At 69.6% G+C, this 19,169-nt stretch carries 20 protein-coding genes; 7 read left to right on the forward strand and 13 right to left on the reverse strand.

Features of this window, described 5'->3' with window-relative positions; all coding sequences use genetic code 11:
* Window position 1 precedes the first annotated feature (1 nt).
* Window positions 2-1,777 carry a branched-chain amino acid ABC transporter ATP-binding protein/permease gene (locus J2X21_RS10275; protein WP_310328053.1) on the forward strand — a complete coding sequence of 592 codons (1,776 nt, stop codon included), beginning with the start codon at window positions 2-4 and terminating at the stop codon, window positions 1,775-1,777.
* Complete coding sequence (locus J2X21_RS10280; protein WP_310328054.1) at window positions 1,774-2,505, forward strand: ABC transporter ATP-binding protein; 732 nt, start codon at window positions 1,774-1,776, stop codon at window positions 2,503-2,505. Before J2X21_RS10275 ends, J2X21_RS10280 begins: the two co-directional genes overlap by 4 nt.
* 15 nt (window positions 2,506-2,520) lie before the next feature.
* Here J2X21_RS10280 and J2X21_RS10285 read toward each other — a convergent pair whose 3' ends face one another.
* Window positions 2,521-3,273, reverse strand: coding sequence for an SDR family NAD(P)-dependent oxidoreductase (locus J2X21_RS10285; protein WP_310328055.1), 753 nt, complete (start codon window positions 3,271-3,273; stop codon window positions 2,521-2,523).
* Between the two features lie 115 nt (window positions 3,274-3,388).
* On the opposite strand from J2X21_RS10285, the gene J2X21_RS10290 reads away from it, so the two are divergent.
* Window positions 3,389-4,303 carry a LysR family transcriptional regulator gene (locus tag J2X21_RS10290; RefSeq protein WP_310328057.1) on the forward strand — a complete coding sequence of 305 codons (915 nt, stop codon included), beginning with the start codon at window positions 3,389-3,391 and terminating at the stop codon, window positions 4,301-4,303.
* On the opposite strand, the gene J2X21_RS10295 is transcribed toward J2X21_RS10290, so the two are convergent.
* The gene (locus tag J2X21_RS10295; RefSeq protein ID WP_310328059.1) at window positions 4,300-4,902 is read right to left on the reverse strand and encodes a DUF938 domain-containing protein; all 603 of its coding nucleotides are present in this window, start codon (window positions 4,900-4,902) and stop codon (window positions 4,300-4,302) included. The genes J2X21_RS10290 and J2X21_RS10295 overlap by 4 nt on opposite strands.
* Before the next feature lie 103 nt (window positions 4,903-5,005).
* Here J2X21_RS10295 and J2X21_RS10300 point away from each other — a divergent pair, with 103 nt between their 5' ends.
* Together J2X21_RS10300 and J2X21_RS10305 are read left to right on the forward strand one after the other, a co-directional pair.
* On the forward strand, window positions 5,006-5,632 hold the full coding sequence (locus tag J2X21_RS10300) for a glutathione S-transferase family protein (protein WP_310328061.1): 627 nt from the start codon (window positions 5,006-5,008) through the stop codon (window positions 5,630-5,632).
* Between the two features lie 2 nt (window positions 5,633-5,634).
* Window positions 5,635-6,543, forward strand: coding sequence for a pyridoxamine 5'-phosphate oxidase family protein (locus J2X21_RS10305; RefSeq protein ID WP_310328064.1), 909 nt, complete (start codon window positions 5,635-5,637; stop codon window positions 6,541-6,543).
* Here the strand turns inward: J2X21_RS10305 and J2X21_RS10310 are convergent.
* The 3 genes from J2X21_RS10310 to J2X21_RS10320 all read right to left on the reverse strand — a co-directional run bounded on the left by J2X21_RS10310 (window position 6,540) and on the right by J2X21_RS10320 (window position 8,996).
* Entirely contained in the window at window positions 6,540-7,439 is a 900-nt protein-coding gene (locus tag J2X21_RS10310; protein ID WP_310328067.1) for a LysR family transcriptional regulator, read from the reverse strand. The two genes, J2X21_RS10305 and J2X21_RS10310, sit on opposite strands and share 4 nt — an antisense overlap.
* Before the next feature lie 62 nt (window positions 7,440-7,501).
* On the reverse strand, window positions 7,502-8,371 hold the full coding sequence (locus J2X21_RS10315; RefSeq protein ID WP_310328069.1) for a pirin family protein: 870 nt from the start codon (window positions 8,369-8,371) through the stop codon (window positions 7,502-7,504).
* 19 nt (window positions 8,372-8,390) lie between these two features.
* Window positions 8,391-8,996: an FMN-dependent NADH-azoreductase gene (locus tag J2X21_RS10320; RefSeq protein WP_310328071.1), complete on the reverse strand. Its 606-nt coding sequence runs from the start codon at window positions 8,994-8,996 to the stop codon at window positions 8,391-8,393.
* A 116-nt stretch (window positions 8,997-9,112) separates the two neighbouring features.
* Here J2X21_RS10320 and J2X21_RS10325 point away from each other — a divergent pair, with 116 nt between their 5' ends.
* On the forward strand, window positions 9,113-10,027 hold the full coding sequence (locus J2X21_RS10325; protein WP_310328072.1) for a LysR family transcriptional regulator: 915 nt from the start codon (window positions 9,113-9,115) through the stop codon (window positions 10,025-10,027).
* A 7-nt stretch (window positions 10,028-10,034) separates the two neighbouring features.
* Here J2X21_RS10325 and J2X21_RS10330 read toward each other — a convergent pair whose 3' ends face one another.
* Together J2X21_RS10330 and J2X21_RS10335 are read right to left on the reverse strand one after the other, a co-directional pair.
* Window positions 10,035-10,784 carry an energy transducer TonB gene (locus J2X21_RS10330; RefSeq protein ID WP_310328074.1) on the reverse strand — a complete coding sequence of 250 codons (750 nt, stop codon included), beginning with the start codon at window positions 10,782-10,784 and terminating at the stop codon, window positions 10,035-10,037.
* A gap of 130 nt (window positions 10,785-10,914) precedes the next feature.
* Window positions 10,915-11,319 (reverse strand): MerR family transcriptional regulator, encoded by a 405-nt coding sequence (locus J2X21_RS10335; RefSeq protein WP_310328076.1) that lies wholly within the window; start codon window positions 11,317-11,319, stop codon window positions 10,915-10,917.
* 307 nt (window positions 11,320-11,626) lie between these two features.
* Between J2X21_RS10335 and J2X21_RS10340 the strand changes: the two genes are divergently transcribed.
* A complete protein-coding gene (locus J2X21_RS10340; protein ID WP_310328078.1) occupies window positions 11,627-12,685 on the forward strand; it encodes an MBL fold metallo-hydrolase in 1,059 nt (352 codons plus the stop codon).
* Here J2X21_RS10340 and J2X21_RS10345 read toward each other — a convergent pair.
* From J2X21_RS10345 to glyQ, 6 genes are all read right to left on the reverse strand, one after another.
* On the reverse strand, window positions 12,664-13,551 hold the full coding sequence (locus J2X21_RS10345; protein ID WP_310328081.1) for an amino acid ABC transporter substrate-binding protein: 888 nt from the start codon (window positions 13,549-13,551) through the stop codon (window positions 12,664-12,666). The genes J2X21_RS10340 and J2X21_RS10345 overlap by 22 nt on opposite strands.
* A 270-nt stretch (window positions 13,552-13,821) precedes the next feature.
* The gene (locus J2X21_RS10350) at window positions 13,822-14,631 is read right to left on the reverse strand and encodes a M48 family metallopeptidase (protein WP_310328084.1); all 810 of its coding nucleotides are present in this window, start codon (window positions 14,629-14,631) and stop codon (window positions 13,822-13,824) included.
* Window positions 14,632-14,636: 5 nt separating this feature from the next.
* Window positions 14,637-15,431, reverse strand: coding sequence for a lysophospholipid acyltransferase family protein (locus J2X21_RS10355; RefSeq protein WP_310328087.1), 795 nt, complete (start codon window positions 15,429-15,431; stop codon window positions 14,637-14,639).
* The gene (gene gmhB / locus J2X21_RS10360; RefSeq protein WP_310328090.1) at window positions 15,432-16,076 is read right to left on the reverse strand and encodes a D-glycero-beta-D-manno-heptose 1,7-bisphosphate 7-phosphatase; all 645 of its coding nucleotides are present in this window, start codon (window positions 16,074-16,076) and stop codon (window positions 15,432-15,434) included.
* A 3-nt stretch (window positions 16,077-16,079) separates the two neighbouring features.
* The gene (gene glyS, locus J2X21_RS10365) at window positions 16,080-18,215 is read right to left on the reverse strand and encodes a glycine--tRNA ligase subunit beta (protein WP_310328091.1); all 2,136 of its coding nucleotides are present in this window, start codon (window positions 18,213-18,215) and stop codon (window positions 16,080-16,082) included.
* Window positions 18,215-19,144, reverse strand: coding sequence for a glycine--tRNA ligase subunit alpha (glyQ, locus tag J2X21_RS10370; RefSeq protein ID WP_310328093.1), 930 nt, complete (start codon window positions 19,142-19,144; stop codon window positions 18,215-18,217). The genes glyS and glyQ overlap by 1 nt, the downstream gene beginning before the upstream one ends.
* Window positions 19,145-19,169: the final 25 nt, after the last annotated feature.

The raw sequence follows: 19,169 nt of genomic DNA on the forward strand, positions 1-19,169 counted from the left end.
GATGAAGCGTTCCCATCTTGCGGCCGTGGCCGCCGTCGTGGTCCTGCTGCTGCCGCTGCTGCCGGTGCCGGACTTCTGGATCACGCAGCTGAACTACATCGGCCTGTTCTCGCTGGTCGTGCTGGGCCTGGTGCTGCTCACCGGCGTGGGCGGGCTCACGTCCTTCGGCCAGGCCGCGTTCGCGGGCGTGGGCGCCTATGCCACGGGTTACCTGAGCACGGTGCTGGGCCTGTCGCCGTGGCTGGGCCTGGTGGCGGGGCTGGCCATCACGCTGGTGCTGGCGCTGCTGATCGGCGTGCTGACGCTGCGCATGTCGGGCCACTACCTGCCGCTGGCCACCATCTGCTGGTGCCTGGCGCTGTACTACCTGATCGGCAACCTGGAGGTGCTGGGCAAGTACGACGGCCTGCTGGGGCTGCCAGCGGTGCAGATCGGCGAGTTCAGCTTCCAGAGCGAGCGCCGCATCTACTGGCTGATCTGGCTGGTCGCGCTGCTGGCCGCCGTGGCGGTCACGCGGCTGCTGGACTCGCGGCCGGGCCGCATCATGCGCGCGCTCAACACCAACCGCGGCGGCGGCGCCACCATGCCCGAGGCCATGGGCGCCAGCACCTTCCGCTACAAGCTCGTCATGTTCGTCATCGCGGCGCTGCTGGCGTCGGTGTCGGGCTGGCTGTACGCGCACATGCAGCGCAGCGTGAACCCGTCGCCGTTCGGCATCAAGTTCGGCATCGAGTACCTGTTCATGGCCGTGGTGGGCGGCATCGGCACCGTGGGCGGCGCGTTCACCGGCGCGGCGCTGGTGAAGCTGGCCGAGGACCAGTTGAAGGTCTGGCTGCCCATGATCTTCGGTGGCAGCGGCAACTACGAAATCATCGTGTTCGGCATCGTGCTGGTGCTGGTGCTGCGCTTTGCGCCGGATGGCTTGTGGCCGCTGATCGCGCGGTGGTTGCCGTCGCGCGGCGTGAAGCCGGTGGACGAGAACGCACCGCGCCTGAGCGCGCGCAGCCATCCACGGCCGGGCACATCGTTGCTGGACGTGCGCGCCATCCGCAAGGAGTTCGGCGGCCTGGTGGCCGTCAACGACATCAGCTTCAAGATCAGCGCGGGCGACATCGTCGGCCTGATCGGCCCCAACGGCGCCGGCAAGAGCACCACCTTCAACCTGGTCTCCGGCGTGCTGCCGCTGACCAGCGGCGAGGTCGAGCTGCTGGGCCAACGCGTGGATGGCCGCCAGAGCCGCGACATTGCCCGCGCCGGCCTGTCTCGCACCTTCCAGCACGTGAAGCTGGTGCCCGACATGACGGTGCTGGAGAACGTCGCTTTGGGCTGCTACCTGCGCACGAAGAGCGGCACCGTCGCCGCGATGCTGGGCCTGGACCGCGCCGAGGAGATGCAGGCCCGTGCCGAGGCGCTGCGCCAGCTGAAGCGCATCGGCCTGGCCGACCAGGCGCACGAGCTGGCGGGCAACCTGGCACTGGGCCCGCAGCGGCTGGTGGAGATCGCCCGCGCGCTGGCTAGCGACCCGTCGCTGCTGCTGCTGGACGAACCCGCCGCCGGCCTGCGCCACAAGGAGAAGGAAGCGCTCGCCGAGGTGCTGCGGCAGCTGAAGGCCGAGGGCCTGTCGCTGCTGCTGGTGGAGCACGACATGGACTTCGTCATGAAGCTGACCGACCGCATCGTCGTCATGGAGTTCGGCCGCTGGCTGATGGACGGCACGCCGGCCGAAGTGCAGGCCAGCCCGGCCGTGCGCGCGGCGTACCTGGGAGCGGATGAATGAGTGCGCTTCTTGAAGTCAAGGATCTGCACGCGGGCTATGGCCGCGCGGAAGTGCTGCATGGGCTGAGCTTGGTCGCGCAGCAGAACAGCGTCGTCACGGTCATCGGCCCCAATGGCGCCGGCAAGTCCACGCTGCTGGGCGCGCTGATGGGGCTGATCCCGTCGCGCAGCCAGACCCTGCGTTTTGCGGGCGAGGACATCGCCAAGCTGACGCTGGAAGAGCGCGTGCTGGCCGGCCTGGCGCTGGTGCCCGAGAAGCGCGAGCTGTTCGGCACCATGACCGTGGAAGACAACCTGCTGCTGGGCGGCTGGCGGCCCAAGAAGTTGGGCAACGCCAGGTGGCGCGACGGGCTGGACAGCGTCTACACCCGCTTCCCGCGGCTGAAGGAGCGCAGCAGGCAGGCCGCGGGCACGCTGTCCGGCGGCGAACGCCAGATGCTGGCGCTGGGCCGCGCGCTGATGGGGCAGCCCAAGCTGTTGATGCTGGACGAACCCAGCCTGGGCCTGGCCCCGCTGATCGTGCGCGAGATCTTCGCCATCGTCGACGACCTGCGCCGCAGTGGCGTCAGCATCCTGCTGGTCGAGCAGAACGCCCGCGCCGCGCTGCGCGTGGCGGACCACGGGCATGTGCTGGAGACCGGCGAGTTCGGCCTCAGCGGGCCGGCGGATCAGCTGGCGGCGGATCCGCGGGTGATCGAGACGTATCTGGGCGCCGGGCGGAAGGACTGACTTCGGGCATCGGGCTCACCCCGCCGAATGCCCGCCGTCGATGGCCACCGTCTCCCCCGTCATGAACCGCGATCGGTTGCTGGCCAGAAAGACGATGGCCTGGGCGATCTCGTCGGGATCAGCGGCGCGCTTGCCCACCATGCCGGCCATCATCTGCGCCTTGGCGTTCTCGTCGTGGCCGGTCAGTCGGTTCAGCATGGGCGTTTCCACCGGGCCGGGCGCCACGCCGTTGACGCGCACGCCAAACGCCGCGCCTTCCAGCGCCGCGGTGCGCGTGAGGCCGTCCACTGCATGCTTGCTGGCCGTGTAGACGCCGAAGCCGGCGTAGCCCACGCGGCCCAGCACCGATGACACGTTGACGATGCTGCCGCCACCTTGCGCCTGCATCGCGCGCAGCTCGTGCTTCAGCGAGTACACGACGCCGCGCACATTGGTGTCGAACACCGCCTCGTAGTTGGCCTCGGTGGTGTCGCTGATGGGGCCGAAGTCGCCCTCGATGCCCGCGTTGTTGACGGCCACATCCAGCCGGCCGAAGCGCTCCAGGGTCTGCTCGATGAGCGAGCGCACCTCGGCTTCGTGGCGCACGTCCGCGCGGATGTAGGCGGCGCGCACGCCCAGGGCTTCCAGTTCGGTGGCGAGGCCTTCGCCCTCGGCATCGCGCCGGCCGCTGACGACGAGTTGGGCGCCTTCCTTGGCGAAGGCGAGCGCGGTGGCGCGGCCGATGCCGGTGAGAGCGCCGGTGATGAGAACGACTTGGGGCGAGGTCATGGCAGAAATCCCGTTAGAAAACCTAGACGGAGCCACTGTCATTCATGGCTGTTCTGGCCGGAAGCCTGGCCGCGCGCCTAACATTCATTCCAATGAGGAATTGATGAGGTGGTGAATGGACCGCTTGCAGGCCATGCAGACGCTGGTGCGCGTGGTGGAAATGGGCAGCTTCTCGGCGGCCGCGCGCGAGCTGGGCAGCACGCAGAGTGCGGTCAGCAAGCAGGTGGCGGCACTGGAGCGCCAACTGGGCGCCGACCTGCTGGTGCGCAGCACCCGCCTGCTGAAGCTGACGGACGCCGGCGCCCGCTATGTGGACCAGGCGCGCCGGCTGGTGGCCGAGGTGGCGGAGGCGGAGAGCGAGTTGCGCGAGGGCGAGCACCGGCTGCAGGGCCAGCTGCGCGTGGCCTGCTCGGTGTGCTTCGGGCGGCTGAAGCTGATGCCGTTGGTGCGTGCCTTCCTGGCCCAGCACCCGGGGCTGCGGCTGGACCTGCGGCTCAATGACGGCTTCATCGACCTCATCGAGCAGGGCATCGACGTGTCGGTGCGCATCGGCGAGCTGCCGGACTCCAGCCTGGTGTCGCGGCGCATCGCGACGATGCGCCGCGGCATCTATGCGTCACGCAGCTATGTGCAGCAGCATGGCGAGCCGTACATGCCCGCCGATTTGGCGGCGCACAACTGCCTGGTCTACAGCGAGCTGCAGACGCGCGACACCTGGACGCTGGAGCGGGAGGACGGTCACGGCGAGCCGGTGTCGGTGCAGGTGGGCGGCAACCTGCAGACCAACAGCGGCGAGGCCATCCGCGAAGCGGTGCAGGCCGGCATGGGCCTGTCATTCGCGCCGGACTGGCTTTTCGAGCGCGAGGTGGCGGCCGGCGACATCGTGCGTGTGTTGCCGGGCTGGGCCAGCCCCGCGGTGCCCATCCAGCTGGTCAGCCCGCCGCAGCGGCGCGCGTCGGCCAAGGTCAGGACGTTTGGCGACCACCTCGCCGCCGGGCTGGGGGCGGATGACGATGTGAATCGGCGTTAGGTGCTGGCTCGACTCCACGCGAGCAGCAGGTTGTTCGCCGGCATCGCGATGCGCTCGCGCAGCGTGAAGCCCGCAGCAGCGGCTTGCGCCGCCACATCGGCCAGCCGGCGAATGCCCCAGTCGGCATTGCGGGCGCGCAGGTCGGCGTCGAAGGCTGCGTTGCTGGGCGCGGTGGGCACGTCATCCTCGAGGTAGGGCCCGTAGGTCAGCAGCAGCCCTTGCGGCGCGAGGTGGCGCGCGGCGCCCTGCATCAGGCCGGCAGTGCAGGCCCAGGGCGCGATATGGATCATGTTGGCGCAGTAGATGGCATCCACCTGCGGCGCGGGCCAGTGCGTCGACAGCACATCCAGCATGACCGGTGGCCGCACGCGCTCCAGTCCCTCGCACCACATGGCGATGGATGGCAGCGATGCGGCCTCGTAGTCGCTGGGTTGCCACTGCCAGCCGGGCAGGCCTTCGCTGATGAAGGCCGCATGCTGGCCGGTGCCGCTGGCGATCTCCAGCATCACGCCGGTGGGCGGCAGCAGACGTTGCAGCTCCGCGAGGATGGGTGGGCCGTTGCGTTCGGCGGCGGGGCTGTGGCGGCGGGCGTCTGACATGGCGCGCATTGTGGTCGGTGGCGGAAAGAATGACTTGCGGCCGCCGCCGTTTCGCGGCAGCGCGTGGCTGGGCACAGTGAAGCCGTCTTCAACGGAGCCTTCCATGCCTCTCAAGCTCTACCGCCATGCTCTGTCCGGCCATGCCCACCGCGCGGAACTCGCGCTGTCCCTGCTGGGCCTCCCGCATGAACTCATCGACGTGGACCTCGCCGCTCGCGCGCACAAGACGCCCGAGTTCATCGCCCGCCATCCGTTCGGCCAGCTGCCGCTGCTGGACGATGACGGCCACTTCGTCTGGGACAGCACGGCCATCCTGATCTACCTCGCCAGCAAGTACGACGACGCGGGCCGCTGGCTGCCGCAGGACCCCGCCGGCCGCGCGGCGGTGCAGGCCTGGCTGTCGGTGGCGTCCAGCCTGATCGCCTACGGCCCGGCCGCGGCGCGGCTGGTCACGGTGTTCGGCGCGCGCTTCGATGCCGACGAGGTCATCGCCCGCGCCCACGGGCTGTTCAAGGTCATGGAGGGCGAGCTGTCGCGCCGGCCCTTCCTCGTCGGCGACCATGCCACGCTGGCCGACATCGCCGGCTACAGCTACATCGTCAACGCGCCGGAGGGCAATGTGGACCTGGCCGCCTACCCGGCGCTGCGGGCCTGGCTGGCGCGCATCGAAGCCTTGTCCGGCTTCGTGCCGTTCAAGACCACCGCAGCCGGCCTGCGCGCGGCGGCCTGACCATGAACAAGCCCTTCCATGCCGGTGAGGTGGCCGTGCAAGCCCGTCTAGGCGTTGCCGAGCGCATGCACGAGATTGGCACGCGCGTCGTGCGCGACCACATGCCCGAGCAGCACCAGCGCTTCTACGAGCAACTGCCCTTCATGCTGGCCGGTAGCGTTGACGACGCCGGCCGGCCCTGGGCCACGGTACTGGTCGGGCGGCCCGGCTTTGTGAAGGCGACGGACGACCGGCACCTGGACTTCGCCACCACGCCCATCGCCGGCGACCCGGCCGCAGCCGGCCTGACGGCGGGCGCGCCGCTGGGCCTGCTGGGCATCGAGCTGCACACGCGGCGGCGCAACCGCGTCAACGGCCAGCTGCAGGCGGCCGGGCCCGAGGGGCTGCGCCTGCGCGTGCAGCAGACCGTGGGCAACTGCCCGCAATACATCCAGGGCCGCGAGTTCGACTGGGTGCGCGACGCCGCCGACACGCAGCCGCGCGCCATCGAGCATGTGGCGCAGTTGGATGGCGACGCGGAATGGCTGGTCGCCGCAGCCGACACCTTGTTCGTCGCGTCGCATGCGGGCGAGGCGGGTGCCGACGTGTCGCACCGCGGCGGCCCCGCCGGCTTCGTCGTGCAGCAGGACGAACGGACGCTGCTGGTGCCCGACTACTCCGGCAACCGCATGTTCATGACGCTGGGCAACCTGCAGGCCGATGGCCGCGCGGGCCTGCTGTTCATCGACTTCGAGCGCGGCGACCTGCTGACGCTGACGGGCCGCGCGGAGATCGTCTGGGGCGGCCCGGATGTCGCCGCGCTGGATCGCGCCGAGCGTGCATGGCGCTTCCATCTCGACGAGGGTTTCTGGCTGCGCGATGCGCTGCCGCTGCGTTGGCGCTTTCGCGACTGGGCGCCGCAGAACGTCTAGCGGAGTGTGGGGTTGGCCCGCAGCGCCTCCACCGCCAGGTCGACAAACGCGCGCACCTTCTGTGTCATGTGCCGGCCCTCGTGGTGCACCACGTTGACCGGCAGCGGCGGCGGCTCGAAGTCCTGCAGCAGCGGCACGAGCTCGCCGCGGCCCAGTGCGTCGGCGGCCTGGTAGCTCAGCAGCCGCGTCAGCCCCAGGCCCGCCTGCGCGGCGGAGCGAGCCGAGTCGTTGGTGGTGGTGCGCAGCCGGGGCCGGATGCGCGCTACCAGCGGCCGGCCGCCCTCGGCGAAGCGCCATTCGGGGTAGGGCGCGACCTGGGTGGGCTGGATCAATGTGTGCTGGGCGAGGTCGTCGGGGCGCTGCGGGCTGCCGTGCGCGGCCAGGTAGGCCGGCGACGCGACCAGCATGCGCCGCACGCGGCCCACGGCGACGGCGCGCAGCGTCGAGTCCGGCAGTTCGCCGATGCGCACGGCCACGTCCAGGCCTTCGTCGATGAGGCTGACGACGCGGTCCACGAACACGCAGTGCGCGTCGACGTCCGGGTAGCGCCGCAGGTAGTCGGTGACGATGGGCGTCACATGCAGGTTGCCGAACAGCACCGGCGCCGTGACGCTGAGCGTGCCCTGCACGCGGCTGCGGCTGCCACTGGTGGCGCTCTCGGTCTCGCCCACGTCGGCCAGGATGCGCCGGCAGTCGTCGGCGTAGCGGGCACCGGCCTCGGTCACGCGCACCTGGCGCGTCGTGCGGGTCAGCAGCGTCACGCCCAGCCGGGCTTCCAGCTCGGCGATGGCGCGGGTCACGACCGGGGCCGACAGGTCCAGCTTGCGCGCTGCGCTGGCGAAGCCGCCGTGGTCGACGACGGCGACGAACACCTCCATGGCCTGAAGGCGGTCCATGTCAACGCGACGGCACAGGGGCGGGCTTCATGCCGGGCATTGTGGGCCCGGCATGCGTGGCTTCAAGCGAAGCGGCCTGACTGGAAGTCGCGTACGGCCTGCACCAGTTCGGCCTCGGTGTTCATGACGAACGGGCCGTACTGCGCGATGGGCTCGCCCAGCGGCTTGCCGGCGATCAGCAGCGCGCGGGTCGGCTGCTCGCCGGCCTGCAGGCGCACGCCGTCGCTGCCCGGCGTGTTGGCCAGGATGGCCATGCGGCCGGTCGGCACCAGGCAGCCGGATTCGAACTTCAGCCCGCCTTCATAGACATAGGCGAAGGCGTTGAACTCGGGCGGCAGCAGTTGCTCGAAGCGGGCGCCGGGCGCGAAGTGCAGGTCCAGGTAAAGCGGCTCCGTGGCATCGCGCTGCACGGCACCGGCCACGCCGTGGCTGGCGCCGGCGATGACGCGCACCTTCACGCCGTTGTGCTCGAACTCGGGCACCTCTGGCGCGGTGATGTCGCGGTACCATGGCTCGCACATCTTGGCCTTGCCCGGCAGGTTCAGCCACAGCTGGAAGCCGGCCATGCGGCCCTCGTTCTGCTCCGGCGTCTCGCTGTGGATGACGCCGCGGCCGGTGGTCATCCACTGCACGCCGCCGTCTGAGATCAGGCCCTCGTTGCCGGCCGAATCGCGGTGGCGCATGCGGCCGTTGAGCATGTAGGTGATGGTCTCGAAGCCGCGGTGCGGATGGTCAGGGAAGCCGGCGATGTAGTCGTCCGGGTTGTCCGTGCCGAAGTGGTCCAGCATCAGGAAGGGATCCAGCCGGCGTTGCAGCTGGTTCGTCAACACGCGGTTCAACTTGACGCCCGCACCGTCGCTGGTCGGCTGACCGGCGACAAGGCGTTCGACCTCGCGCGGTTGGTTCAGAAGGGAAGTGGCGACGGTGCTCATGGCTCTCTTTCGGTGGGGGTCAGGCGGCGAGGAGTTGGGTGATTTGCGAGCGGGCGCTGGCCAGACCTTGTTCGGCGGCGAAGGCCATGCCCTCAGCGTAGACGAACTCGACATCGGTCATGCCCAGGAAGGCCAGCACGGTGCGCAGATAGGGCGTCATCTGGTCGCTGGGCTGGTCGCGGTGGATGCCGCCGCGGCTGGTCACGATGTAGACCTTCTTGCCCGTCACCAGGCCCACGGGGCCCTTCTCGGTGTACTTGAAGGTCACGCCGGCCCGTGCCACCGCGTCGATCCAGTTCTTGAACTGGGCCGTGACGTTGAAGTTGTACATGGGCACGCCGATGACGATGGTGTCGGCGGCCTGCAGCTCGGCGATCAGCGCGTCGTCCAGGGCCACGCGGGCGGCCTGCTCGGGCGTGCGCTGGTCGGCCGGCGTGAACAGGGCGCCCAGCGCGACTTCGTCCAGCACGGGCTGGGGCGTCAGCGTCAGGTCGCGCACCGTGACGGTGGCGTTGGAATGGGCGGCGCGCAGGCCGGCGCTCAGTTCGTTGGCCAGGCGGGTGGAGACCGAGCCCTCGGCATCGGTGGCACGGCGGGCGCTGGCGTTGATTTGCAGGATGTTCATCTGGGACTCCGGTGAGAGGTCGGTTGCGATGGAATGAACTCTAGGATTGCTACCTCGACACCAGAAGTCGCCGAATTGCATAAGATTGTTCCGTCAATGGATCAATAGAGGGATTGATGGAGCCTGATGCCGACGACCTGCTGCTGTTTGCCCGTGTCATGGAGGCCGGCAGCTTCAGCCGCGCCGCCGAGCGGGTGCACTGGCCCAAGAGCACCGTGTCGCGGCGCATCGCCGCGCTGGAGACGCGGCTGGGCGAGAAGCTGCTGCAGCGCACGACGCGCAAGCTGGCGCTGACGGATTTCGGCGCCGGTGTGCTGGAGCATGCGCGGGTGGTGGCGGCCGAGGTAGACGGCGCGCTGGCGCTGGCGCTGCACCGCCAGAGCAAGCCCAGCGGGCGGCTGCGGGTCAGCATGCCGGCGGACTTCGCCGAGCAGGTGGCGTCGCGCATGCTGGCCGAGTTCGCGATCAACTACCCCGAGGTGCAGCTGGAGCTGGACCTGACGCCGCGGCGGGTGGACATCATCGGCGAGGGCTTTGACCTGGCCATCCGCATGGGCGCGCTCGACGAGGACAGCCAGCTCGCCGCGCGCCGGCTGGCGACGACGCACTGGGGTCTGTACGCATCGCCCGACTACCTGGCCCGCGTCGGCGAGCCCATGCTGCCGCAGGCGCTGGAGAGCATGCACGGGCTGATGCTGCTGAGCCGCACGGGCGAGACGGTGCCCTGGCGGCTGGCGCGCGACGGCGGCGAGCCGGTGGTCGTGAAGCCGATGCAGCGCACGCTGGTCAACTCGCCCAGCGTGCTGGCGCAGATGGCGCTGCGCGGCGTGGGCATCGCCGGCGTTGACCGGCTGATGGTGCAGCACTCGCTGGAGCTGGGCCGCCTGCAACGCCTGCTGCCGGACTGGCACCTGCCCGGCTCCACGGCCTGGGCCGTGTTCCCGGAGCGCCGGCTGATGCCGCTGCGCACCCGGGTGTTCCTGGAGGCGATGTCAGCGCTGCTGGAGAGCTGCCCGACGCCGCCGGCCTAGGGCGACCTCACTCGTCGACGTTGTTGAACGCCACTTCCACCGCGGCCTCGCGTGCCTGAGGCAGCGGCGCGAAGCGCCATTGCTTGACGGCGTCGACAGCGGCGTTGCCCAGCCGGTTGTGGCTGGCCTTGATGACCTGCGCCTTGCTGACCGAGCCGTCGGGCGACACGGTGAACTGCACCTGGGCGAAGCCGTTGCGGAAGTTCTGCTGGGCCAGCTGGCGCGGGATGGTGGGTTCCACCTTGACCAGCAGTTTCAGCGGCACTTCGGCGGGCGGCGGTGGCGGCTCCACCGCACGGGCCGCGGCGGCCATGGGGGCGGCCGGCGTGGGGGTGGGCGCGGCGGCGGCCAGCATCACCGGGGCGCGCTCGGGTTCCGGCTCAGGCTGAGCGGCCACCACGACCGGCTCGGGTGCGGGCTCGGGCGCCGTGGCCGCGACGGCGACGGGTGCCGGCTGCGGCGCCGGTGTCGGAGCGGGCCGGGGCGCCGCGGCAACCGCCTTGCGCGCAGCCGGCGCGGGAGGAGGCGGTGGCGGTGGTGCGGGCGGCGGGTTCTGGCGGTTCGCGCCTTTTTCGCCGTTCAGCTTGATCCAGTGGAAGACGGCGTCGGCCGCCTTTTGCGCGCGCTCCAGGCCGGCGCTCGGCTTGGCGGGCTCGGTCTGGGCGGCAGCGGGCGGTGCCGACAGCGTCAGCATCAGGGCGCAGGCCAGCGCGGTCAGGGTCAACGCCTGCGGCGGGCGCGATCCGGGCTTGTTCACAACAGACGACTCCGTTGAAAGCGTGTTCTGGGGAGGGGTCGGGAGGCCGAACTCTAGTCAGCCGCGCAAGCCCTCAAGCAGAGGGCTTTCCCCGCGGAATGTGCATTTTCAAACGCTTTGGTCGAGCGGATCAGCTCTTGCCCAGCAGCGCGCGGCAGCGCTTCTCGTGCTGCTGGATCTCTGCCAGCGTGACCTCGATGTCGTCACGCTGCTGCTCCAACTGCTCGCGGTGCTGGGCCAGGATGGCCAGGAAGGCGCGCAGCTGCGGCGCCGCGCTGGCCTGGCTGTCGTACATGTCCACCAGCTGCTTGATCTCCTGCAGCGCCAGTCCCAGGCGCTTGCCGCGCAGCGTCAGCTTCAGTCGCGTGCGGTCGCGCGGGCTGTAGACGCGGTTGCGCCCCTTGCGGCCCGGTTCCAGCAGGCCCGCCTCCTCGTAGAAGCGGATCGCGCGGGGCGTGATGTCGAATTCGGCGGCGAGCTGCGTGATCGTGAAGGTCGCTTCGGTCGCGGCGGGGACAGACTTGCGGGAGGGCATGGCTAAACTGACTTGACGTAAACGTCAGTCTAATGGGGTCTGTTCAGACGGTAGGAGTGGGATGCGTTGCCACTCAAAAGCCCGCGAGCAAGGCGCGGGGTCGAAGCTGGGGTGATCCCCAGCGAGACTTCGCAACGCCGCGCGCGGGCTTTTGAGTGACAACCCTTCGGGAGAGGGTCCGCGCGGGCGCATGGCGTCGTTGCGCGCCTTGCCTGGGCATGAGCCCAGGCGGCGTCGCACGCCTGGCCCTGCACCCGCGCAGACCCTCTCGCACCCACTCCTACCGTCTGAACAGACCCCTACCGCTATGGGCAATCCGAGAGAGTCCGAACTTCACTACCCCCTGGGCGAAACCCTGCCCCAGCCCGGCGAAGCGCTGGACCTCGCGCCCGGCGTGCGCTGGGTGCGCATGGGCCTGCCGTTTGCGCTGGATCACATCAACCTGTGGCTGCTGCGCGACCGCATCGACGGCCGCGAGGGCTGGACCATCGTGGACTGCGGCATCGCCAGCGACGACACGCGCGCGAACTGGGACAAGGTCTTTGCCGAACGGCTGGACGGCCTGCCGGTGCTGCGCGTGATGGCCACGCATTTCCACCCCGACCATCTGGGCCTGGCGCACTGGCTGACCGAGAAATGGAACTGTCGTCTGTGGATGAGCGCGACCGACTTCAACCTCGCGCGGCTGGCCAGCAGCTCCACGGTGGGCATGGGTGGCGCGTCGGCGGCGGCCTTCTTCGGCAGCCATGGGCTCACCGATCCCGACTCGCTGGACAAGATCCGCGCACGCGCTGACTACTACCCCAAGATGGTGCCGGTGGTGCCGTCCAGCTACCGCCGGCTGATGGACGGCACCGAGGTGGAGATCGGTGGGCGGACCTGGCGCTGCATCGCCGGCTACGGTCATGCGCCCGAGCACATCAGCCTGTTCTGCGAGGAGGCGAAGCTGCTGATCTCCGGCGACATGGTGTTGCCGCGCATCTCGACCAACGTGTCCGTCGTGGACGTGGAGCCCGAGGCCGACCCGCTGACGCTGTATCTGCAGTCGTTGCTGCGCTATCTGGAGCTGCCGGCCGACACGCTGGTGCTGCCCTCACACGGCAAGCCGTTCACGGGCCTGCACCCGCGCATCGATCAGCTGCAGGAACACCACGACGAGCGCCTGGCCGAGGTGATGGCCGCCTGCCGCGCCGAGCCCACCCATGCGGCCGGGCTGCTGTCGGTGCTGTTCAAGCGCAAGCTGGACCTGCACCAGACCACGTTCGCGATGGGCGAGGCGATTGCGCATCTGCATGCGCTGTGGCTGAAGGGCGAGTTGCAGCGCGAGTTGGGCGCCGACGGCGTCTACCGCTTCCGCGGCGGCTGATCGGTCTTCGGGGCGAACCACAGCCGGGTGTCGCCCAGCGGCGTGCCCGGCGGCAGCAGCGGGTTGTGCAGCTTCAGCAGCCGCCGTTCGGACAGCCGTGCCTGCCGGATCGCATCGCCGTGGTGATGCCAGAAATGCGCCTCGAAGCTACCATCTTGCAACATCAGGCGCAGCCCCTTCTCGACGCGCTCGGCCAGGCCCGGGTTGCTGCGGCTGACGAAGAAGTAGTAGGCCTGCGGGTAGTGGAGCACCAGGGAGTCCTCGACGGCCAGCTCTGGCAGCTCCGCCCGGCGGGCCGCGAACTCGCCGAACACCTCGTTGACGCCGCGCGGGAACAGGTCGAAGCGCCCGTTGATCAACATGCGGAACAAGGCCTCGTAGCTGCCGGTCTGCACCTGGAAACCCATCTGCCGAAACATCTGCGTTTCCGGCCAGTTGGGCCCCTGGCCCAGCGAGTAGGCCCGCAGGTCGGCCGCGGTACGCATGCGGCGCAGCGCGGCCTGGCGGTCCCGGTGGATCAGCAGCAGCCGGAAGCCCAGCAGGCCTCGGCGCACCGGGATGTGTATCGGCAGCAGCCGCTGCTCGCGTTCCACCGTGCTGGAGGCCCACACGATGTTGGGCAGCCGCCCCTGTTCCATGTTGATCAGCTGGCGGTCTTCGCTGGAGGAGGTGGGCGCCGGCAGCAGTTCGAACGGGCCGTGGCTGGCTTCGGTGCGCTGCAGGGTGGTGCGCAGCAGCGCCACAAGGTCGTGCGAGCGGGTGTCCAGCGGTGATTCCGGGGCCGGGTAGACCACGCGCGTGGGCTCAGCCGCCCGGGCGGCGGGCGCCACGAGCAGCGGGGTCTGCAGCAGGAGTCGGCGCTTCACCATGGCAGGCAATGCGGTGGGTGAGGCGACCTGGGCGTCGGGAGCTGGGGCACTGTCGGCCGATTGTGCGTCGACCGCGCACCGCATTGGCGCAAATGGAAACGCCGCTGACGATGAGTATCGTCAGCGGCGTCCTTGCTTAGCTCGGTACCTTCGCTCCCACCGGCGTTGCCGGCCCTGGGGTACCTGTGTGACAGCGATGTACGAGAGTGTTGCTGAATGTGAGCCCGCGCGGGCCATGCCGGCGCGGGAATATTCACAAGCCGCGGCTCACTGCACGACGATGGACTCCTCGCGCAGCGCATCGCGCGAGCGCTCGAAGTCCGGCAGCACGGAGCGCACGGTGTCCCAGAAGGCCGGGCTGTGGTTCATCTCGCGCAGGTGGGCCAGTTCATGGGCCACCACGTAGTCGATGATGGCCGGCGCGAAATGGATGAGGCGCCAGTTCAGGCGGATGGAACCGTCGGCGCTGGCGCTGCCCCAGCGCGTTTGCGCCGACGACAGGCGCAGCGTCTTCATCGTCACGCCCAGGCGCTCGGCGAACTGCCGGCATCTAGGCAGGAAGTCTTCCTTGGCTCGCGCCTGCAGCCAGGACTGCGCCAGGTCGCGCACCTGCTCGGCCGAGGCGCCGGAGGGCAGCGGCAGGCGCAACTGGCGCGTGGCGGCATCCCACACGACCTCGCGCTCGGCGGGCGCCAGCACCAGCGTCAGCGCCTCGCCCAGGTAGGGCAGGCGGCCGCCGTCCAGCCACTCGATGCGCGAGGCCTGGATGCGCTGCTGGCGCTCACGCTGCTCGACCAGCTTGCGCAGGATCCAGTCGCCCTTGTGATGCAGCGCGCGTTCGATCTCGGCGATGGGCACCCAGCGCGGCGCGCTGACGCGCAGGCCTTGCGGCCCGACGACGAAGCCGATGGAGCGGCGCCGCGCGCGCTTGAGCTCGTAGCCCACGCGGTGCTGGCCCAGCCACAGCTCGCGTCGCGAGCGCGGCGCGCCGGGCTCGGCGGGCGTGATCTCCGGCTCCACGTCGAACAGCGACAGCTGGCTGTCCTGCAGGAGTGGAGCCGGGCGCTTGGCGGGCATGGGGTTCAGTGTTGGTTGGCGGTCCCGGCGAGGCCGGCGGGCGGAGGGTTGCGGTAGGCCTCCGGATCGAGACGGCGCATTTCGCTCTCGATCCAGTCCTTGACCTCGCGCATCAGCTCGCCCGGCTCGCGGCCCTCGGGGCGGATCTGCTTGCCGATGGAGATGTCCACGACGCCGGGGCGCAGCAGGAAGCTCTTGCGCGGCCAGCAGCGCGCGGCCGTCGCGGCGATGGGCACGACGGGCAGCCCGGCCTCGATGGCCAGGCGCGTGCCGCCGGTCTTGTACTCACCCACTTCGCCGCGCGCGATGCGCGTGCCTTCGGGGAACATGATGACCCAGTTGCCCTGGGCGCCCAGGCGCTTGCCCTGCTTGAGCACCTTGTTCCAGGCCTCGGTGCGGCGGCCGCGGTCGATGTGGATCATGTCCATGCGCGCCATCGCCCAGCCGAAGAAGGGCACGTACAGCAGCTCGCGCTTGAAGACATAGGCCAGCGGGTGGCTCAGCAGCGCCGGGTAGGCGAAGGTCTCCCAGGTGCTCTGGTGCTTGGACAGCAGCACGACGCCGGCGGTGCGGTCCTCGGCGGGCGGCAGGTTCTCCATGCCCTGGATGCGCCAGCGGATGCCGCAGATCCAGCGCGCGCTCCAGATGGCGATCTTCAGCCAGTTGGCGCAGGCCCAGTAGATCGGGTCGCCACGGCGGAAGATGGACAGCACCAGCACGCCCATCGCCCAGGGAATGACCGTCACGATGAGGACGAGGACAAAGATCAGCGAGCGGATGGCGCTCAACAACGTGGACATTTACAGAAGGTCTCCGGCCTGGGTGTCGGGGGCGAGGGTCTGGCCGCGCTGCTCGGCGACGCGGCGGCGCTCCTCCTGGACGATGGCTTCGGCGCAGGCCGCCAGGTCGTCGTGCACGCGCGCATGCGGCACCTCCACCAGCAGCTCGGCCAGCTGGCCGGCATCGAGGTAGCCCAGCGGGCCGGTCAGCACCAGATGGGGAATGCAGCCGGCGGCCTTGGCCGTCAGCAGGTCGGTCAGTGACGCGCCCACCATGTGGACCTCGGGCAGCTCGACGTCGAAGCGCTCGCCGATCTGCTGGATGAGGCCGGGCAGCGGCTTGCGGCAGTCGCAGCCTTCCTCGGGCGTGTGCGGGCAGAAGAAGGCGGCGTCCAGGCGCCCACCCTTCTCTGCCAGCAGCTGGTTGAGCCGCAGGTGCACGGCGTTCAGCGACGCCATGTCCAGCAGCCCGCGGCCGATGCCGGCCTGGTTGGTGGCCAGTACCGTGTGCCAGCCCGCATGGTTCAGCCGCGCGACGGCTTCCGTCGCGCCCGGCAGCAGGTCCAGCTCCTCGGGCGCCTTGACGTGGTCGTCGCGGTAGCGGTTGAGCGTGCCGTCGCGGCCAAGGATGACGAGCTTCATGCCGTGGGCGTGGTCGGCGCGCATGGTTTATGTCGCCAGGCGGGACAGGTCGGCGACCCGGTTCATCGCGCCATGCAGCCGGCCCAGCAGCGCGAGGCGGTTGGCGCGCAGCGCCGGGTCCTCGGCGTTGACCATCACGTCGTCGAAGAACGCGTCGACCGGCGCCTTCAGCGCGGCCAGGGCTTTCAGCGAGCCGGTGTAGTCATGCTGCTCGAACAGCGTGTCGGCCTGCGGCTGAACGTCGGCGATGGCTTTCGCGAGCGCCTGTTCGGCGGCTTCCTGCAGCAGCTCGGGCTTCACCTCGGTGGGCAGCTCGCCTTCAACCTTCTTCAGGATGTTGCCGACACGCTTGTTGGCGGCGGCCAGCGACGCGGCCTCGGCCAGCGCCGCGAAGGCGCGCACCGCCACCAGGCGCTTGGGCACATCGCCCAGGCGGGTGGGGTTCAGCGCCAGCACGGCATCCACTTCCTGCGCGCTGTAGCCCTGGTCGCGCAAGGAGACGGCCAGGCGATCGGCGAAGAAGGTCAGCAGCGCGTCACGAGGATTCGTGATCAGCTCACCGAACGCCGGCACGGCCGCGTCGATGAGCGCCGGCAGTTCCAGCGGCAGGTTCTTCTCGACGAGGATGCGGATGACGCCCAGCGCATGGCGGCGCAGCGCGAACGGGTCCTTGTCGCCGGTGGGCAGCTGGCCGATGCCGAACAGGCCCACCAGCGTCTCCAGCTTGTCGGCCAGCGCGACGACCGTGCCGGTGTGGTTGCGCGGCAGCGCATCGCCGGCGAAGCGGGGCTTGTAGTGGTCCTCGATGGCGATGGCCACGCCGTCGCGCAGGCCCTCGTGGCGGGCGTAGTAGCCGCCCATGATGCCTTGCAGCTCGGGGAACTCGCCCACCATGTCGGTCAGCAGGTCGCACTTGGCGAGGATCGCCGCCTGCTTGACCTTGCTGTCCAGCACCTTGAACTCGTCGTCGGCCTCCACCGTGTAGGGCAGCGTGGCCATGCTGAGCTGGTTGACGATGGCATGCGCGATCGCCTGCACGCGCTCGGCTCGTTCGCCCTGGCTGCCCAGCTTGCCGTGGTACACCACCTTGGCAAGACCCGGCACGCGATCTTCCAGCTTCTTCTTGCGGTCCTGGTCGAAGAAGAACTTCGCGTCCGCCAGGCGTGGGCGCACGACGCGCTCGTTGCCTTGCGTGACGGCACTGGCGTCGGCGGGCGCGATGTTGCTGACGACCAGGAAATGGCGCGTCAGCTTGCCGGCGGCATCCAGCAGCGGGAAGTACTTCTGGTTGGCCTTCATCGTCAGGATGAGGCACTCCTGCGGCACGGCCAGGAACTCGGCTTCAAAGGCGCAGGTCAGCACATTGGGGCGCTCGACCAGCGCGGTCACTTCGTCCAGCAGCGCATCGTCGTCGATGGGCGTCAGGCTCAGCGCATCGGCCGCGCCCTTGAGCTGGCGCGAGATCTCGGCGCGGCGCTCGGCGAAGCTGGCAATGACGGCGCCTTGCTCGGACAGCTGCGCAGCGTAGCTGTCGGCGGTGTCGACGCTGATCGTGGCCTGCGCGGCCTCGAAGCGATGGCCTTGCGTGGTGCGGCCGGAGGTCAGGCCCAGGGCCTGGACGGGCACGACGTCGGCACCATGCAGCGCGATGAGGCTGTGCGCCGGGCGCACGAACTTCACGTCGGTCCAGCCGTCGGCCAGCTGGTAGGTCATGACCTTGGGGATGGGAAGCTTGGCCAGCGTCTCGTCCAGCGCCTTCTGCAGGCCTTGCGCGAGCGTGGCGCCCGGCTGCACGCTGTCCCAGAACAGCGCCTCGGCCTTGCCGTCGGGCTGACGCTTCAGCTGCGGCACGACCTCGGGGCCGGCGCCGATGGACGCGAGCTTCTTCAGCAGCGCGGGCGTGGCCTGGCCATCGGCGGTGAGGGCCACGGCGACGGGCATCAGCTTCTGCTGCACGGCCTTGTCGGCGGCCTTGGGCGCGACGCTCGCGACATGCACGCCCAGGCGGCGTGGCGATGCGAACGACGTGACGGCGGCGTCGGCTGCAGCCAGGCCTTGCGCCTTCAGGCTGTCGGCCAGCACGGCGGCGAACGACTCGCCCAGCTTCTTCAGCGCCTTGGGCGGCAGCTCTTCGACAAACAGTTCAACGAGCAGGTTGGACATCACGCGGCCGCCTTCTTGTTCTTCAGTTCGATCTGGGCCACGACCTCATCGGCCCAGGCCTTCGGCGCCATCGGGAAGCCCAGACGCGCGCGGCTCTCGACATAGCTCTGCGCGACGGCGCGCGCGAGGTTGCGGATGCGGCCGATGTAGGCGGCGCGCTCGGTCACGCTGATCGCGCCGCGGGCGTCCAGCAGGTTGAAGCTGTGGCCGGCCTTCAGCAGCTGCTCGTAGGCGGGCAGGGCCAGCTTCTCGACCATCAGTTCCTGGCTCTTCCTTTCGTGCGCGGCAAAGGCGCTGAGCAGGAAGTCCACGTCGCTGTGCTCGAAGTTGTAGGTGCTCTGCTCCACCTCGTTCTGGTGGAAAACGTCGCCATAGGTCAGGCCGTCGGTGTAGACCAGGTCGTAGACCGACTCCTTGCCCTGCAGATACATGGCCAGGCGCTCCAGCCCGTAGGTGATCTCGCCGGTGATGGGCTTGCAGTCGATGCCGCCTACTTGCTGGAAGTAGGTGAACTGCGTCACCTCCATGCCGTTCAGCCAGACCTCCCAACCCAGGCCCCAGCAGCCGAGCGTCGGGTTCTCCCAGTCGTCCTCGACGAAGCGCACGTCGTTCTTCTTCAGATCGAAGCCCAGCGCTTCCAGCGAACCGAGGTACAGCTCCAGGATGTTGGCCGGCGCGGGCTTCAGCACGACCTGGTACTGGTAGTAGTGCTGCAGGCGGTTGGGGTTCTCGCCGTAGCGGCCGTCCTTGGGGCGGCGGCTGGGCTGCACATAGGCGGCCTTCCAGGGCTCGGGGCCGAGGGCGCGCAGGAAGGTGGCGGTGTGGCTGGTGCCGGCGCCGACTTCCATGTCGTAGGGCTGCAGCAGCGCGCAGCCTTGTTTGGACCAGTAGTCCTGAAGCGTCAGGATGATTTGCTGGAAGGTCAGCATGGGATCAGACAGATGAGGGGTGGCC

It is taken from the genome of Roseateles asaccharophilus (assembly GCF_031458115.1).
Classification (GTDB): Bacteria; Pseudomonadota; Gammaproteobacteria; order Burkholderiales; family Burkholderiaceae_C; genus Pelomonas; species Pelomonas asaccharophilus_A.

Bases quoted from the DNA above. Each gene is read 5' to 3' on its own strand.
- J2X21_RS10275 (WP_310328053.1), top strand. From the start codon at position 2: ATGAAGCGTTCCCATCTTGCGGCCGTGGCCGCCGTCGTGGTCCTGCTG.
- J2X21_RS10280 (WP_310328054.1), top strand. From the start codon at position 1,774: ATGAGTGCGCTTCTTGAAGTCAAGGATCTGCACGCGGGCTATGGCCGC.
- J2X21_RS10285 (WP_310328055.1), bottom strand. From the start codon at position 3,273: ATGACCTCGCCCCAAGTCGTTCTCATCACCGGCGCTCTCACCGGCATC.
- J2X21_RS10290 (WP_310328057.1), top strand. From the start codon at position 3,389: ATGGACCGCTTGCAGGCCATGCAGACGCTGGTGCGCGTGGTGGAAATG.
- J2X21_RS10295 (WP_310328059.1), bottom strand. From the start codon at position 4,902: ATGTCAGACGCCCGCCGCCACAGCCCCGCCGCCGAACGCAACGGCCCA.
- J2X21_RS10300 (WP_310328061.1), top strand. From the start codon at position 5,006: ATGCCTCTCAAGCTCTACCGCCATGCTCTGTCCGGCCATGCCCACCGC.
- J2X21_RS10305 (WP_310328064.1), top strand. From the start codon at position 5,635: ATGAACAAGCCCTTCCATGCCGGTGAGGTGGCCGTGCAAGCCCGTCTA.
- J2X21_RS10310 (WP_310328067.1), bottom strand. From the start codon at position 7,439: ATGGACCGCCTTCAGGCCATGGAGGTGTTCGTCGCCGTCGTCGACCAC.
- J2X21_RS10315 (WP_310328069.1), bottom strand. From the start codon at position 8,371: ATGAGCACCGTCGCCACTTCCCTTCTGAACCAACCGCGCGAGGTCGAA.
- J2X21_RS10320 (WP_310328071.1), bottom strand. From the start codon at position 8,996: ATGAACATCCTGCAAATCAACGCCAGCGCCCGCCGTGCCACCGATGCC.
- J2X21_RS10325 (WP_310328072.1), top strand. From the start codon at position 9,113: ATGGAGCCTGATGCCGACGACCTGCTGCTGTTTGCCCGTGTCATGGAG.
- J2X21_RS10335 (WP_310328076.1), bottom strand. From the start codon at position 11,319: ATGCCCTCCCGCAAGTCTGTCCCCGCCGCGACCGAAGCGACCTTCACG.
- J2X21_RS10340 (WP_310328078.1), top strand. From the start codon at position 11,627: ATGGGCAATCCGAGAGAGTCCGAACTTCACTACCCCCTGGGCGAAACC.
- J2X21_RS10350 (WP_310328084.1), bottom strand. From the start codon at position 14,631: ATGCCCGCCAAGCGCCCGGCTCCACTCCTGCAGGACAGCCAGCTGTCG.
- J2X21_RS10355 (WP_310328087.1), bottom strand. From the start codon at position 15,431: ATGTCCACGTTGTTGAGCGCCATCCGCTCGCTGATCTTTGTCCTCGTC.
- gmhB (WP_310328090.1), bottom strand. From the start codon at position 16,076: ATGCGCGCCGACCACGCCCACGGCATGAAGCTCGTCATCCTTGGCCGC.
- glyS (WP_310328091.1), bottom strand. From the start codon at position 18,215: ATGTCCAACCTGCTCGTTGAACTGTTTGTCGAAGAGCTGCCGCCCAAG.
- glyQ (WP_310328093.1), bottom strand. From the start codon at position 19,144: ATGCTGACCTTCCAGCAAATCATCCTGACGCTTCAGGACTACTGGTCC.